Annotated in this window: 1 protein-coding gene (only partly in view); it reads right to left on the minus strand. The window is 70.7% G+C overall.

The genetic code is table 11. The features are described from left to right. Positions 1-18,102, minus strand: the 3' end of a protein-coding gene (locus ACT89H_RS11880; protein WP_445108611.1) for a non-ribosomal peptide synthase/polyketide synthase. The gene runs 26,004 nt beyond the window's last position; only the last 18,102 of its 44,106 coding nucleotides appear in the window; the start codon falls outside the window, past its right edge; it ends in the stop codon at positions 1-3.

Below are 18,102 nucleotides of genomic sequence, written 5' to 3' on the forward strand. Positions count from 1 at the left end.
CTACTCAGTGCTGACGATGGTTATTCCGTCGGCGGCTTCGGTCGCTTCACCCGGCGCCGCGAACCAGTGGGTGACCTCGCCCTCGGTGAGGTCGGTTTCGAGGTCGCCGGTCGCCAGGACGGACAGGGCTCCGGCGGTGGCGGAGACCAAGAACTCCAGGACGGCGGGGCGGCCGGACGACGCGGTGGTGTACGTGGTCGACTCGTAGTCGATCTCGTGCTCCTCGCGAACCCGTTCTGCCTCGTCGAGAGCCTCGGACTGGGTGATCGCGACGACACCGTTCGCCGTGGTGACGACGAACGCCGGATGGTCCTCGCCGAGCGGGCGGACCCGGTCGGCGTAGGAGACCGGGTGCGCGGCCGCCGCGGCGATGTCCTGCCGCACCTGGGCGTCGTCGAGCGCCAGCCAGCGAAGGTCACTGTCGGCCACCGGTCCCGCGGAGATCCCGAACACGGCACCCACCGCGGTCAGCTCCTCGGCGGTGAGGTCGCCCGCGAACAGGCATGCCGCACCGGCCTTCTGCACCGCCCAAGCCGCGACCACCGCGTCCGCCGAACGCGGCAGCGTCACCGCGACGACGTCGCCGGGTCCGGCGCCGAGGTCGATGAGCACCCGGGCCAGCTGCGAGGAACGCCGATCCAGCGCGTGGAAGGCGACCTCGTCCGCCCCGGCCAGCAGCGCGGGCGCATCCGGGTCCTCCTCGACGACCTCGCCGAGCACCTTCGCCACCGTGCGGGCGCCGACCCGGCCCACCGGCTCCGGCGCGGCAGCCGCCGCCGTGACGCCGGATTCGACCAGCAGCCGGGCCCGTTCACTCTCGTCCAGGATGTCGATGTCCCCGACCAAGGCGTCCGGATCGCCGAGCAGCGCGTCCAGCACCCGCACCAACCGTTCGGCGAGGGTCTCGACCTCTTCGGCGGTGAACCGGCTGCCCAGGTACTTCAGGGTCAGCTCGATCGTGGCCTCCGACATCACCAGCAGGGTCAGCGGGTAGTGCGTGGCGTCGTTGACGCCGACGCCGGTCACCGACATGCCGTCGATCGAGCTGGCGGCCGAGATCGCCTCCTTGTCCATCGGGTACGACTCGAACACCAGCAGCGTGTCGAACAGCGCTCCGGTGCCCGCCACCCGCTGGATGTCGGTGAGCCCCACATAGTGGTGCTCGAGCAGCCCGGCCTGGTCGCCCTGCAACCGTCCCAGCAACTCGCCGATGCTCTGGCGGTCATCGATCCGCAGCCGCACGGGCAGCGTGTTGATGAACAGACCCACCATCGACTCCACGCCGGGCAGCTCGGCCGGACGGCCGGAGACCGTCGCGCCGAACACCACGTCGGCGCGGCCGGTGAGGCGGCCGAGCAGGATGCCCCACGCGGCCTGCACCAGGGTGTTCACCGTGACGCCGAGTTCGGCCGCGTGCTTGGTGATCCGGCGGGTGCGGTCGGCGTCGAGCTCGGTGACGACCTTGCCGATCTCGTAGTTCTCGGCGCCGCGCGGCTGCGGCGCGAGCTGGGTGGGTTCGTTGACCCCTTCCAGCGCCGTCGCCCAGGCGCGCAGCGAGGCGTCCCGGTCGCGCCCGGCCAGCCAGCCGAGGAAGTTGCGGTAGGAGGCCACCCGCGGCAGCGCGGTCTGGTCGCCGTGCACCGCGTACAGCACCAGCAGATCCCGCATGAGCAGCGGCATCGACCAACCGTCCACCAGGATGTGGTGGGTGGTGATGGCCAAATGCCATTGCGCCTCATCGCTGCGCAGCAGCGTGAACCGCATCAACGGCGGAGTGTCCATGTCGAAGTGCGTCGCCTGATCGGCCGCGACCTGCCTGCGCAGTTCCGCGGTCCGCTCGTCGGCGGGCAGCTCGGTGAGATCCACCTCCCGCCACGGCGCCTCGACCCGGTCGAGCACCACCTGCACGGCCTGCCCCTCGGCGTCGGTGACGAACGCGGTGCGCAGGTTCGGGTACCGGTCGACGATGCCCTGGGCCGCCGCCCGCAGCCGCGCCACATCCAGCGTGCCGCCCAGGTCCACCACGGCCTGCATGGTGTAGACGTCCACGGTGGACTGGGTCATCATCGCGTGGAACAGCAGACCCGACTGCAGCGGTGACAGCGGCCAGACCTCGGCCAGCGCCGGGTAGCTCCGCTCCCACTGCTCGATGTCCTGCTGTCCCACCCGCACCAGCGGCATGTCCGACGGCGTGAAGCCGCCCGCGTCCGACCGCCGCGCGTGCGTGGCCAGCGCGGTGAGCGCCTCGACCCACAGGTCGGCGAACTCCTGGACCCGCTCCCTGGTCAGCAGACCGGTCGGGAAGGCGAACGACGCGCCCAGCCGCGGACCTTCGTCGGAATCGGTGACGATCGCGTTGATGTCGACGGTCGCGTTGGCGGGCATGTCGAGGTCCATGTCGACATCCAGCTGCCCGAGATCGGCCACCGGCACCCACCCGATCTCGGCGAGCTGCTCGGGGATCTCCCCGGCCGACATCCGGCCCAGGTAGTTGAAGCTGATCTGCGCTGCGTCAGATCCCGCCTTGCTCCCACCCGCGCCGCCGAGGCTCGCCGCGGTCTCCGGATTCAGCTGCCGCAGCAGGCCGTAGCCGAGGCCCTTGTCGGGCACCGCGAGCAACTGCTCCTTGATCGACTTCACGATCTCGCCGAGCGCGGCGCCACCGGCGAACGCGTCGGTGAGGTCGGCGCCGGCCAGATCCAACCGGACCGGGTAGGCCGAGGTGAACCAGCCGACCGTGCGCGACAGGTCCGCGCCCGGCACCACGTCCTCTTCCCGGCCGTGGCCTTCCAGCTTGACCAGTGTCGCGCTGTGCTCGATGGCGGCGTTCGCGGGGCCCTGCGTGGTGACGCCGGCTGCCTGCTCCGTGCCCGTCGCTCGCGCCGCGCCGGCACCGCGCCAGCGGGCGACCGCCATCGCCAGCGCGGAGAGCAGGCCGTCGTTCACACCGCCCCGGTACAGGCCCGGGATCGCGGTGAGCACCGCGTCGGTGACCTCGGCGGGCACGGTGACCTCGACCCGCTCGACGGTGGCGAAGGTGTCCACCGCCGGATCGAACGGACGCTCGCCGAGCAGCGGATCCGGAGTGTCCGAAACCCGCTGCCAGAACGGCAGTTCCGCGACCCGGTCCGGTGCGCTCGCCGCCTCGACCAGGCTGTGCGCCCAGCGCCGCATGGAGGTGCCGTTGGCGGGCAGCGCCACCGGCTGGCCGGCGACCAGCTGCGACCAGGCCACCGCCAGATCCGGAATCAGGATGCGCCAGGACACGCCGTCGACCACGAAGTGGTGCGCGGCGATCAGCAGCACGTCCCGCCGTTCGCGGTGGCCGATAGCGGCGTCCGCGGGTCCCTCCGTAGTGACGCCGGCTGCCTCCTGCGGGCCCATCGCTCCCGCCGAGAAAGCGAACCAGACGAACTGCGCCATGGACGCGTTCGCCGGATCGAGCCTGCCCAAAGCACCGTCGAGCGCTTCGGTGGCGACCCGCGCCAGCTGCGCCTCGTCGACGTCCGCGGACAGGTCGACCCGCCGCACCAGGGCGTCGATGTCGACCGCCCCGCGCGGCAGCGCCTCGAACGTCCAGTCGTCGCCGGTGCGGCGCAGCCGCGACCGCAGGACGTCGTGGTGGTCGAACACCGCCGCGATGGTGGCGACCAGGGTCTCCCGGTCGATGCCCGCGGGCAGCCGCAGCGCCATGGTCTGCGAGAACCGCTGGTAGGACGAACCGCTCGCCAGGATCTGCCGCATGATCGGGGTCAGCGGGATCTCGCCGACACCGCCGCCGGGCAGTTCCTCCAGCCGCGCCTGCTCCGTGCCCGCACCCAGCACCGCGATCTCGGCCAGCGAGGCCACACTGCGCCGCTCGAACACGTCACGCGGAGTGAACAGCACACCGCGCGCCTTGGCCCGCGAAACCAGCTGGATGGACAGGATGGAGTCGCCGCCGAGCGCGAAGAACGAGTCGTCCACACCGATCTGGTCGACGCCGAGCACCTCGGCGAACACCTCGGCGATGACGGCCTCCACCTCGCTGACCGGCGCGCGGAACTCGCGCGGGGCCAGCTCGGGCTCGGGCAGCGCCTTGCGGTCCAGCTTGCCGACCGGGGTCAGCGGGATTTCGTCGATCACCACGATCGCCGTCGGCACCATGTGCGGCGGCAGAGTGCGCGCGGCGTACTCGGTGAGCCGCGCCGTGTCGATCTCCCGGCCCGGCGCGGCCAGCACGTAGGACACCAGGATCGTCGCGCCGGCCTCGGTCTTGCGGCCGATGGTGATCGCGTACTCGACGTCCTCGTGGCTGGCCAGGACGGTGTCGATCTCGCCCAGCTCGATGCGGAAGCCGCGGATCTTCACCTGGAAGTCGGAGCGGCCCACGTAATCGAGCTGCCACGGCACCGACGCCACCGCGGCGTTGCCCGCGCGCTCGCCGGGTTCGGCGAACCAGCGCACCACGTCACCGGTGCGGTACATCCGCGCGCCCTCGTCGCTCCACGGGTTGGCGACAAACCGTTCCGCGGTGAGGTCGGGGCGGTTGTGGTAGCCGCGCGCCAGCGCGCCGCCGGCCAGGTACAGCTCACCCGCGACGCCCGGCGGCACCGGGTTGAGGCGGTTGTCCAGCACCAGCGCGGACATGCCGCGCACCGGACGGCCGATGGTGATGTGCCTGCCCGGGGTGAGCTGGGCGTAGGACGAGATGATCGTCGTCTCGGTCGGGCCGTAGGCGTTGAAGTACTTGCGGCCCGGCCACCACTTGGCCAGCAGCTCCGGCGTGGTGACGTCACCGCCGACCGACGCCACCTCGAGCGCTTCCATGCCTTCCGGATCCACCGTGCCCAGCACCGCTGGGGTGATGATCGTGTGGCTCACTCGCTCGGTGCGCAGCAGCTGCGCCAGATCCGGTCCGCCGATGATGGTCGAGGGCACGACCACCAGCGTCGCGCCGGTGTAGGCGGCGCACAGCCACTCCAGCACCGACGGGTCGAAGCTCGGCGAGCAGATGTGCAGGAACCGGTGGTGCGATTCCAGCTGGTACAGATCCGCCGCCACGCCGACCAGGCCGCCCATGCCCGCGTGGGTCACGGTGACGCCCTTGGGCATACCGGTCGAGCCGGAGGTGTAGATGACGTACGCCGGGTGGCGCATGGCCAGTGCGGCCTTGCGGTCGGCGTCGGTGACCTGCTCGGCGGACTGGCTTTCGATCAGTTCGCCCAGCGCCGGGTCGTCGATCCGCAGCCATTCCACGTCGCGCGGCAACCGGTCGACGTACTCGCTCGCGGTGATACCGATGACCGCGCCGGAGTCGTTGACCATGTGCCGCATACGGTCTTCGGGGTAGGTCGGGTCGACCGGCACATGCGCGCCGCCCGCCTTCGCCACCGCCCAGAACGCGGCGACCATCTCGTAGGAGCGTGGGAACGACAGCGCCACGATGCGCTCCGGTCCCACACCGCGCGCGATGAGCACCCGCGCCAGGCGCGAGGAGTACTCGTCCAGTTCGCGGTAGGTGATCGAGCGGCCCTGGTAGCGCACCGCGATCTGGTCCGGGTCCCGCCGCGCGCCGTATTGCAGCAGGTCCGGCAGCAGGCCGGTGGCCATGACGTCCTCGCCCGCCACGTGCGTGAGCAGGTCGTACTCCGCCGCGTCCAGCAGCGGCAGGTCGCCGATCGGGGTCTGGCGATCGGTGGCGATCGCGGTGAGCAGCCTGGTGAAGCGTTCGGCGAACACCCGCACCGTCTCGTCGTCGAACAGGTCGCGCGCGAAGGAGAACTCCGCGTACATGCCCGCGTCGTCGGGGTTCTCGCCCGCCTCACGGATGGTCAGCGACAGGTCGAACTTCGCGGTGTCGACGTCGAAATCGACCGCGCCCACATGCAATCCGGGCAGCTCGAAGCTGCTCTCGGGCAGGTTCTCGAACGACAGCGCCACCTGGAACAGCGGATGCCGCGCGGTGGAGCGCTCCGGGTTGAGCAGTTCCACCAGCCGCTCGAACGGCAGGTCCGCGTGCGCGAACGCCTGCAGGTCGGCGTCCTTGGTGCGGGTCAGGAACTGGTCGAAGGTGAGGTCGCCGTCCACGTGCGAGCGCAGCACCAGGGTGTTGACGAACATACCGATCACGTCGTCGAGTTCGGCCTCGCCGCGACCCGCGATGGGCGTGCCGACGGCGATGTCGTCGGTGCCGGACATGCGCGCCAGGAACAGCGCGAGCGCGGCGTGCACCACCATGAACAGCGTCGCGTTCTGCTCCCTGGCGATCTCGGTGAGCCTGCCGTGCAGCTCGCCGGAGATCGGGAACACCACGCGCCCACCGGCGAACGACTGCGTCGTCGGACGCGGCCGGTCGGCGGGCAGGTTCAGCTCGTCGGGCAGTCCGGCCAGCGCGGCGCGCCAGTAGTCGGCCTGCTGGGCGATCAGGCTCTCCGGGTCGTCCTCGGAGCCGAGCACGTCGCGCTGCCACAGGCTGAAGTCGGCGTACTGCACCGGCAGCGGAGCCCAGCCCGGTTCCACACCGGCCGAACGGGCCGCGTAGGCCAGCATCACGTCGCGGGTCAGGGGGCTCATCGACCAGCCGTCCGCGCTGATGTGGTGCGCGACGAAAACGAGCACGTGCGCTGTGCCGGCTCCCGCCCCGCTGCCCGCATCCATGACGCGGAACAGCTTGGCCCGCAACGGAACCTCGGTCGTCACGTCGAATCCGGCCGAGATCACCTCGAGGATCCGGTGGCGGATGTCCTCGGGCGCGACCGCTTCCGGCGTCAGGTCCGGCACGGCCCGCTCGACGGGCACGATCACCTGGTGCGCCGCGCCGCCCTGTTCCGGGTAGACGGTGCGCAGGGTCTCGTGCCTGGCGACGACGTCGCCGACCGCAGCTTGCAGCGCTGCCACATCCAGTTCGCCGGTGAGCCGCACGGCCACCGGGATGTTGTTCACCGCCGAGGCGGTGTCGAACTGGTTGAGGAACCACATGCGCTGCTGCGCCAGCGACAGCGGGATGCGGTCCGGACGCGGCCCGGCCACCAGCTCACGACGGCCACCCGCGCCGGCGTGCTGCTCGACCTTCGCGGCCAGTCCGGCCACGGTGGAGGCTTCGAACAGCACACGCACCGGGACCCGAGTGTCCAGTGCCGCGCCGATCCGCGCGGCGACCTGCGTCGCCAGCAGTGAGTTACCACCGAGGGCGAAGAAGTCATCGTCCGCACCGACCCGCTCCACACCGAGCACCCCGGCGAACACACTCGCCACGATCTCCTCGATCGGCGTCGACGGCACACGGAAGACTTGGACCTCGAACTCCGGCTCCGGCAACGCCTTACGATCCAACTTGCCATTGACGTTCAACGGCAGAGCACCCAACACCACGAACGCCGACGGCACCATATACGACGGCAGGTTGGCGGTGAGTTCGGACTTCACCGACGCCACATCCACACCCGCGTCGACATCACTCGCCACCAGGTAGGCCACCAACCGGTCACCGGTCTTCGGATCGGACTTCGCGACCACCGCCGTCTGCGCGACCTCCGGCAACGCCAACAGGGCGGCTTCGATCTCACCGAGCTCGATACGGAAACCACGGATCTTCACCTGGAAGTCGGTGCGACCCCGGTATTCGAGTTCACCGGCGCTGTTCCAGGCGACCAAGTCACCGGTCCGGTACATCCGCGCACCGGGCTGGAACGGGTTGGCCACGAACCGGTCTGCGGTCAGGTCAGCACGACCGAAGTAGCCGCGCGCCAACTGCGCACCGGCGAGGTACAACTCACCGGAGACACCGTCCGGCACCGGCCGCAACCGGGAATCCAGCACGTAGACCCGGCTGTTCCATTCGGGCGCACCGATCGACACCGAGGTCTCGTCGGCGAGGGTGACGCGGTGGCTGGTGATCGACACAGCCGCCTCGGTCGGACCATACAGGTTGAACAACTCGATGCGCGGGTGTTCCCGCAGGAACCGCTGCGCGACCGAACCCGGCAGCGCTTCACCGATGGCCAGCACCCGCCACAGCGAGTTCGGCATACCGGCGGTCAACAACGCGTCCAGCATCGACGGCACCACATGCAGCGTGGTGACCCACTCGCGGGCCATCAACTCGTTGAGGTACGTCGGGTCCCGGTGACCGTCGGGCGACGCGATCACCAGCCGGCCACCGCACACCGCGGCCGACCAGAACTCCCACACCGACAAGTCGAACGTCGCCGCCGTCTTCAACAGGATCGCATCGGCGGCATCCAGACCGAACTCGATGTTCTTCCACTGCAACTGGTTCGCGATCGCCCCATGCGGAACCGCCACACCCTTCGGACGACCCGTCGAACCGGACGTGAAGATGACGTACGCCGTGTTCTCCGGACGCAACGGCCCCACCCGATCCGCATCCGTGACCGGCGTCGCATCCACACCCGACAAGTCGAGTTCATCGATCCGCACCACCGGCGCGACCTCGGTCTCGAACTCGGCGTCGGCATTCGACAGCACACACACCGGTGCCGCCGTCTCCAGGATGTAACTCGTCCGCTCCGCGGCCTGATCCGGATCCACCGGCACATACGCACCACCGGACTTCGCCACCGCGTACATCGCCACGATCAGATCGACCGACCGACGCAACGCCAGCGCGACCCGCGACTCCGGACCCACACCCAACGAAATCAAATGCCGTGCAAGACGATTCACCCGGGCATCCAGTACGCCATAGGTGATCGACTCGCCGTCCTCGGTGACGAGCGCGACTTCCTTCGGCCCGGCCGCCACCGTGGCGTCCAGCAGCGACACCAGCGTGGCGGAGGTGTCCACCAGCTGCTCGGTCGCGTTGCGCGCGGTGAGCAGCTGCGTCCGCTCGGCGGCGTCGAGCAGTTCGAGGTCGCCGACCGGGGTGCGCGGCGCGGTGATGATCTCGCCGAGCAGGCGCGCGAACCGGTCCACGAAGCCCTGCACCGTCGCGCGGTCGAACATGTCGGTCGCGTAGGTGAAGAAGCCGGTGATGCCCTCGGGCACGCCGGCCTCGTCGTAGCGGTCGGTCGCGATCAGGTGCAGATCGAACTGGGACAGCTCGGTGTCGATGTCCAGGCCGGACACGCTCAGGCCGGGCAGCTCCAGCGCGGACTGCGCCAGGTTCTGGAACGACAGACCCACCTGGAACAGCGGGTGCCGCGCGGTCGAACGGACCGGGTTGAGCACCTCCACCAGGCGCTCGAACGGCACGTCGGCGTTGGCGAACGCCTGGATGTCGGTCTCGCGCTGGCGGGCGAGCAGATCGGTGAACGCCTCGCCCGCATCGACCCGGGTGCGGAACACCAGGGTGTTGACGAACATGCCGATCAGGTCGTCCAGCGCGGCCTCACCACGGCCCGCCATCGGCGTGCCGATCGCGATGTCGTCGGTGCCCGACAACCTGGACAACAGGACGGCCAACGCGGTGTGCACGACCATGAACAGCGTCGCGCCCTCGGCACGCGCCAGCTCGATCAGCGCCTGATGGGTCTGCGCGTCCACCCGCAGCTCGACCTTGCCGCCCGTGAACGACTGCACCGCGGGGCGCGGCCGGTCCGAGGGCAGATCCAGCTGATCGGGCAGCTCGGCCAGCGCCTGCTTCCAGTAGGCGACCTGTTTGGCGGCCAGCGACTCCGGATCGTTCTCGTCGCCGAGCAGTTCACGCTGCCAAATGCTGTAGTCCGCGTACTGGACCTCCAGCGGCGCCCAGTTCGGCGCCTCGCCCGCCGACCGCGCGGCGTAGGCGATCATCAGGTCCCTGGTCAGCGGGCCGACCGAGGAGCCGTCACCGGAGATGTGGTGCACGACCATGGCCAGCACGTAGTCCACCGACCCGTCCGCCCCGGTCCGCGCGCCCTCGCCGGCGATCTGGAACAGCGCGACCTTCATCGGCACCTCGGTGGTGACGTCGAAGATCGTCGAGGTCAGCGCCACCACGGCGGACTCGATCTGCGACGGCGCGACCACCCGCACCTCCAGCCGCGGCACGGCCTGCGCGGGCGGCAGGATGACCTGCACCGGGCCCGCCTCGGTCTGCGGGTAGACCGTCCGCAGGATCTCGTGCCTGCTCACCAGGTCCGCGATCGCGGCACGCAGCGCGGCCACGTCCAGCGCGCCGGACAACCGCACCGCGATCGGCACGTTGTAGGCCGCCGACTGGGTGTCGAACCGGTTGAGGAACCACATGCGCTGCTGTGCCAGCGACAGCGGGATGTGCTCCGGCCGCGGGCCCGCCGTCAAGGCACGGCGGCCGCCCAGGTCGGCTTGCTGCTCCACCCGCACCGCCAGCGCGGCGACGGTGGACGCCTCGAACAGCAGACGCACCGGCACACGCGTGTTGAGCGCCTCGCCCAGGCGGGCGGCGACCTGCGTGGCCAGCAGCGAGTTGCCGCCCCAGGCGAAGAAGTCGTCGTCCAGACCCAGCCGCTTGCCCGCGCCCGGCCCCCGGTCGCTGCCCTCCGGTCCGCCGGAGCCGCCGTCGCGATCGGAGATCCGCAGCACCTCGGCGAAGGTGTTCGCGACGATCTGCTCGATCGGCGTGACCGGCGCGCGGAAGACCGCCTTCTCGAAGGTGGGCTCCGGCAGCGCCTTGCGGTCCAGCTTGCCGTTGGCGTTGAGCGGCAACGCCTCCAGCTGGATCAGCATCGACGGCACCATGTACGACGGCAGCTCGGCCGACAGCGCGGACTGCAGCGCGCGTTTGTCCAGCGCGCCCGTGCGGGTCACCACATAGGCGACCAGCCGGTCGCCGATGTTGGGATCGGTGTGCGCGACGACGGCCGCGGCGCGCACCGCGTCCTGCCGCAGCAGCGCGGCCTCGATCTCGCCGAGTTCGATGCGGAAGCCACGGATCTTCACCTGGAAGTCGGTGCGGCCGCGGTAGTCCAGCTCGCCGGTGGCGCTCCAGGCCACCAGGTCGCCGGTGCGGTACATCCGCTGACCCGGCGCGCCGAACGGATCGGCGACGAACCGGTCGGCGGTCAGGTCGCAGCGGCCGAAGTACCCGCGCGCCAGCTGCGCACCGGCCAGGTACAGCTCGCCCGAGACGCCGACCGGCACCGGCCGCAGCCGCGAGTCGAGCACATACACCCGGCTGTTCCACTCCGGCGCGCCGATCGACACCGCCGCCTCGTCGGCATCGGTGACCAGGTGGCTGGTGATCGACACCGCCGCCTCGGTCGGACCGTAGAGGTTGTGCAGTTCGGCGGCGTTGTGGCGGCGCAACCGCTGGGCGGTCGCCGCGGGCAGCGCTTCGCCGATGGCCAGCACGCGCCGCAGCGAGTCCGACAGGCGGCCACCGGATTCGGTGAGCAGCGCGTCCAGCATGGACGGAACCACATGCAACGTGGTGACACCGGTGGCGCGCATCAGCTCGTTCAGGTACGCCGGGTCGCGGTGCCCGTCGGCGGACGAGATCACCAGGCGGCCACCGGACACCGCGGCCGACCAGAACTCCCAGACCGACAGGTCGAAGGTCGCCGCCGTCTTCAGCAGCACTGCGTCGTCCGCGCCGAGCTCGAAGACCGACGTCTCCCACTGCAACTGGTTGGCGATCGCGGCATGGGGCACCGCGACGCCCTTCGGCTGGCCGGTGGAACCGGAGGTGAAGATCACGTACGCGGTGTTCGCCGGGGTCAGCGCACCCGTGCGATCGGCCGCGGTCACCGGAGCCGTCGGGTACTCGGCGAGGTCGAGCGCGTCGATCTGCACGACCTCGGCCGCCGCGGTGTGGAACCCGTCGCGGCCGGTGGTCAGCACACACACCGGCGCGGCGGTGCCGAGGATGTAGTCGGTCCGCTCCGCGGGCTGATCCGGATCGATCGGCACGTATGCCGCACCGGCTTTCGCGACCGCGTACATCGCGATCACGAGATCGCTGCTGCGCCGGATCGCCAGCGCGACCCGATCCTCCGGGCCGACGCCGCGGCCGATCAGGTACCGGGCCAGCCGGTTGACCCGCGCGTCCAGCCCGGCGTAGGTCAGCTCGCGGCGGCCGGTCGGCTCGTCGGCGACCAGCGCCACCGCCGCGGGGGTCGCGGCCACCGTGGCATCCAGCAGGGACACCAGCGTCGCGGTCGGGTCGACCTCGTGCTCGGTGGCGTTCCACGCGGTGAGGATGCGCTCGCGCTCCTCGTCGGCGAGCAGATCGATCTCGCCCACCCGCACCGTGGCATCCGACAGCACGGCGTCGAGCACCCGCAGGAACCGGTCGGCGAAGCCCTGCACCGTGCCCTCGTCGAACAGGTCGGTGGCGTAACCGAATTCGGTGATGATCTCGGCGGGCGTGCCGTCCTCGGCGTACCGGTCGTACAGCGTGACGTGCAGGTCGGTCTTGGCCAGCTGCGAGTCGAAGTTGACCGCGCTCACCGTCAGGCCGGGCAGCTCGAAGGTGGTCTCGGCCAGGTTCTGGAACGACAGGCCCACCTGGAACAGCGGGTTGCGCGCGGTCGAGCGCACCGGGTTGAGCACCTCGACCAGGCGCTCGAACGGCACGTCGGCGTTGGCGAACGCCTCCAGGTCGCGTTCCTTGACGTCACCGAGCAGGTCGGCGAAGCGTTCGCCGGACTCCACCCGGGTGCGGAACACCAGGGTGTTGACGAACATGCCGATCAGGTCGTCGAGTTCGCGTTCGCCGCGACCGGCGATCGGGGTGCCGACCGCGATGTCGTCGGTACCGGACAATCGCGCCAGCAGCACCGCCAGCGCCGCGTGCACCACCATGAACAGCGACGCGTTGTGCGCGCGCGCCAGCTCGTGCAGGCGGGCGTGCCGCTGCGGGTCGATCTCGAAGCGGATCGCCTTGCCCTGGAACGACTGCGCGGGCGGGCGCGGCCGGTCGGCGGGCAGCTCGAGCTGATCCGGCAGATCCGCCAGCGCCTGCTTCCAGTACGCCACCTGCTGCGCGGCCAGCGATTCCGGATCGTCCTCGGACCCGAGCACCGCGCGCTGCCACAGCGCGTAGTCGGCGTACTGCACCGGCAGCGGCTGCCACTGCGGCGCCTCACCCTGCACACGCGCCACATAGGCGGCCATCACGTCACGGGCCAGCGGGCCCATCGACGAGCCATCGGCCGCGACGTGGTGCACGGTGAACGCGAGCACATGGTCGTGGTCCGCGATCCGGAACAGCGCCACCGCCAACGGCACCTCGACGGTGACGTCGAAGGTGGTCAGCGCGAATCCGATGACCGCGCCGAGCAGGTCCTCCTCGGCGACATCGATCGGCGTGAGCGCCGCCGCCGACGGATCCGCCGGACGGATCACCTGGTGCGGGCCCTCCGCCGAGCGCGGGTAGGTGGTGCGCAGCACCTCGTGGCGGGCGAACACGTCGCCGATGGCCTGTTCCAGCGCGGCCACGTCGAGCGTGCCGGACAACCGGACGGCCAGCGGGATGTTGTCCACCGCCGAAGTGGCCGTATCGAACTGGTTGAGGAACCAGTACCGCTGCTGCGCGGGCGAGAGCGGGATGCGCGCCGGGCGCTCCCCCGCCTCCAGGCGCGGGCGGGCCCGGCCGGACCCGGCGTTGCGTTCCACCCGGGTGGCCAGTGCCACCACGGTGGACGCCTCGAACAGGTCGCGCACCGCCAGCTGGGTGTCCAGCGCGGCGCCCAGCCGCGCGGTCACCTGGGTGGCCAGCAGCGAGTTGCCGCCGAGTTCGAAGAAGTCGTCGTCCAGCCCGACCCGCGCGACGCCGAGCACGTCGCCGAAGGTGCCTGCCACGATCTCCTCGATCGGGGTGGACGGCGCGCGGAACACCTTGGCCTCGAACACCGGCGCGGGCAAGGCTTTGCGGTCCAGCTTGCCGGAGGCGTTCAGCGGGAACGCGTCCAGCACGACGAACGCCGACGGCACCATGTAGGCGGGCAGCTCGCCGCCGAGCTGCGCGCGCACGCTCTCGATGTCCACCGCACGGCCCGCGGTCGCGATGACATACGCGACCAGCTGGTCGCCCAGCCGCTCGTCCGAGCGCACCACGACCACGGCCTGGGCGATCGAGTCCAGCGCGGTGAGCGCGGACTCGATCTCGCCGAGCTCGATGCGCAGACCGCGCAGCTTCACCTGGAAGTCGGTGCGGCCCAGGTACTCCAGCTCACCCTTGTCGGTCCAGGTGACGAGGTCGCCGGTGCGGTACATCCGCTCGCCCGGCGCACCGTACGGGTTGGCCACGAACCGGTCCGCGGTCAGGTCGGGACGCGCCACGTAGCCGCGGGCCAATTGCAGGCCGGCGAGGTACAGTTCGCCCGCGACGCCCACCGGCACCGGGTGCAGCCGCGAATCCAGCACGTACACCTGGGTGTTGAACACCGGGGCGCCGATCGGCACCGACACGGCGTCGTCCTCGGTCACCTCGTGATAGGTGACGTCGACCGCGGCCTCCGTCGGGCCGTACAAGTTGTGCAGGCGGGCGCCGGTCAGCTCGACGAGCTGCTGGGCCGTCTGCGCGGGCAGCGCCTCCCCGGAGGCGAAGACATTGCGCAGGCCGGCGCACGCGCCGGCGTGTTCAGCTTGCGCGACCACGGACGGCCCCGCGGCCGCCGCGGTCAGCGCGGCGACGAACACCGACAGCATCGACGGCACGAAGTGCGCCGTGGTGACCTGCTCGTCGGTGATGACCTGTACCAGGTAGCCCGGGTCACGATGACCGTCCGGCTTCGCCACCACCAGGCGCGCGCCGACCTGCAACGGCCAGAAGAACTCCCACACCGACACGTCGAACGTGGCCGGGGTCTTCTGCAACACCACGTCGGTGTCGTCCAGGCCGTACTCGTCCTGCATCCACACCAGGCGGTTGACGATCGCGGCGTGCGAGACCGCCACACCCTTCGGGCGGCCGGTGGAACCGGAGGTGAAGATCACGTAGGCGGTGTTCGACGGGCGCAGCGGCGCACGGCGATCCGCGTCGGTGACCGGCTCGTCGGAGTACCCGGCCAGCGAGACCACATCGATCTCGATCGCCGGGGTCGTACCCGCGTCGAACTCGTCGCGCGAGGTGGTGAGCACGCACACCGGCTGTGCGGTGTCGAGCACGTAGCGGGTGCGGTCGGCCGGATGATCCGGGTCCAGCGGCACATACGCGCCGCCCGCGACACTCACCGCGTACATGCCGACCACCAGCTCGATCGAGCGGCGCATACCCAGCGCGACCAGCGAGTCCGGGCCGACGCCCAGCGAGACCAGATGGCGGGCGAGGCGGTTCACCTCGGCGGCGAACTCGGCGTAGGACAGACTCGTCCCCTCGAATGTCACCGCGGTCGCGTCCGGGGTCCGCGCCAGCTGCGCGGCGAACATCGACACCAGGGTGGCCCGCGGGTCGACCTGGTGGGCGGTGTCGTTCCACCGCTCCAGCACTTCGGTGCGCTCGACGCTGTCGAGCAGCTCGACATCACCGATCGCCGCGGAGGGATCCGCGGCGATCGCGGTCAGCATCCGCACCAGCCGCGACGCGACACCCGCGATGGTGTCGGAGTCGAACATGTCGGTGGCATAAGCGAATTCGGCGATCATGCCGTCGGCCGCGCCCGACGCGTCGAACCGGTCGGCGAGGTTGAGCTGGAGGTCGAACTTGGCGGTCACCACCTCCAGCGGCACCCCGGCCACTTCCAGGCCGGGCAGCTCGAAGCTGGCCTCGCCGGTGTTCTGGAACGACAGCATCACCTGGAACAGCGGATGCCGCGCCTGCGAACGCGCCGGGTTCAGGATCTCCACCAGCCGCTCGAACGGCAGGTCGGCGTGCGCGAACGCCGCGAGGTCGGTGTCCTTGGTGCGCGCCAGCAATTCGGTGAACGTGGTCGCGGGATCGACCGCGCTGCGCAGCACCAGAGTGTTGACGAACATGCCGATGGCGTCGTCGAGCACCGCCTCGCCACGGCCGGCGACCGCGGTGCCGATGGCGATGTCGTCGCTGCCGGACAACCGCGCCAGCAGCGCGGCGAACGCCGCGTGCACCACCATGAACAGGCTGGCGCCGTTCGCGCGGGCCAGCGCGTTCAGCTCACGCAGCAGCCGCGCGTCGAGCGCGAACTCGTACACACCACCGCGGTTGGACGCCACCGCCGGACGCGAGCGGTCCGACGGCAGATCCAGCTGCTCCGGCAGCCCGGCCAGGGTGTCGGACCAGAACCCGACCTGCTGGGCGATCAGCGACGAGGGATCGTCCTCGGAGCCCAGCGTCTCGCGCTGCCACAGCGCGTAGTCGGCGTACTGCACCGGCAGCGGAGCCCACGCGGGCGCCTCACCGCGCGAACGCGCCGAGTAGGCCACCATGACGTCGCGCGCCAGCGGGCGCACCGACCAGCCGTCGGAGGAGATGTGGTGCACCACGAACACCAGCACATGGGTGTCGGGCTGCGAGCCGTCCATCGAGCCGGCGATGCGGAACAACCGGGCGCGCACCGGGACCTCGGTGGTGACATCGAAGCCGGTCAGCACCAGTTCGCTGATCCGCTCGGAGATCTCGGCCTCGGACACCTCGATCGGGGTGAGATCGACGGCGCGATGCCCGGCGGGCAGCACGACCTGCACGCCGTGGCCGTCGGCGGTCTCCGGGTAGACGGTGCGCAGCACCTCGTGCCGGTCGACCACGTCGGCCACGGCCTGGCGCAGCGCCTCGGTGTCCAGAGTGCCGGTGAGCCGGACCGCGAGCGGGATGTTGTTCACCGCGGTCTGGTTGTCGAACCGGTTCAGGAACCACATGCGCTGCTGGGCCAGCGACAGCGGAATCTTCGACGGACGCGGGCCCGCGACGAGCTCCCGGCGGCGACCGGTGCCCTGGTGCGCCTCCATCCGCGCGGCCAGTGCGGCCACGGTCGGCGCCTCGAACAGCGTGCGGACCGGGATCCGGGTGTCCAGCGCGGCCCCGAGCCGGGCCACCACCTGGGTGGCGATCAGTGAGTTGCCGCCCAGATCGAAGAAGTCGTCGTCCAGGCCGACCGCGCGTTCGGCCTGCGCCAGGCCGAGTACCTCGGCGAAGACGTCGGCGACGATCTCCTCGACCGGTGTCGCAGGCGCGCGGAACTCCCGCACCTCGAAGACGGGTTCGGGCAGCGCGCGGCGATCCAGCTTGCCGTTCGGGTTCAGCGGCATGGCGTCGAGCACCACGATCGCCGCGGGCACCATGTAGGACGGCAGCTGCGCGGACAGGTGCGCGCGCAACGCCTCGACGTCCACGGTCGCGCCGTTCGCGGGCACCACATAACCCACCAGCTGGTCGCCGGTGCCGTGTCCTATCCCACCCTGCACCCGCCCGGGTCCGGAACGCACGAGCGCGACCGACTGGGCGACCGATTCGTGTGCCGTCAGCGCGGTCTCGATCTCGCCGAGCTCGATGCGCAGACCGCGCAGCTTCACCTGGAAGTCGGTGCGGCCCAGATACTCGATGGCGCCGGAGGCGTCGCGGCGCACCAAGTCGCCGGTGCGGTACATCCGCGCGCCGGGCTCCCCGTACGGGTTGGCCACGAAGCGGTCGGCGGTCAGGTCCGCGCGGCCGAAGTAACCGCGCGCCAACTGATCACCCGCGAGATACAGCTCACCCGCGACGTTCGCGGGCACCGGGTGCAGACGCGAATCCAGCACGTACGCTTGCGCGTTCCACACCGGCAGGCCGATCGGGACGGCGCCGTCCACCTGCTCGGCTACGGGTGCGTGCGTGGCGTGCACGGTGAATTCGGTGGGGCCGTACAGGTTGTACAGCGCGGCGTCGCTGACCCGGCGGATGGCGACGACCGCGTCGGCGGTGAACGCCTCACCGGCGACGAACAGCGTCCGCAGCGAGGCGAGCGCGTCGGCGTCGGCCGGGTCGATCCCCGCCGCGAAGACGGTCAGCATGGAGGGCACGAACGAGGTCATGGTGACCCGCTCGGCTGCGATCACCTCGGCCAGGTACTGCGGGTCGCGGTGCCCGTCCGGGCTGGCCACCACGATCCGGCCGCCGGTGCTCAGCGGGCCGAACAGTTCCCACACCGAGACGTCGAAGGTGGCAGGGGTCTTGAACAGCACCACGTCGTCGGCGTCGATGCCGTATTCGCCGGTGATCCAGCGGATCTGGTTGACGACCGCCGCGTGCGCCACGGCGACGCCCTTGGGGCGTCCGGTGGAACCGGAGGTGAAGATCACGTACGC

The organism is Nocardia aegles (assembly GCF_052545135.1).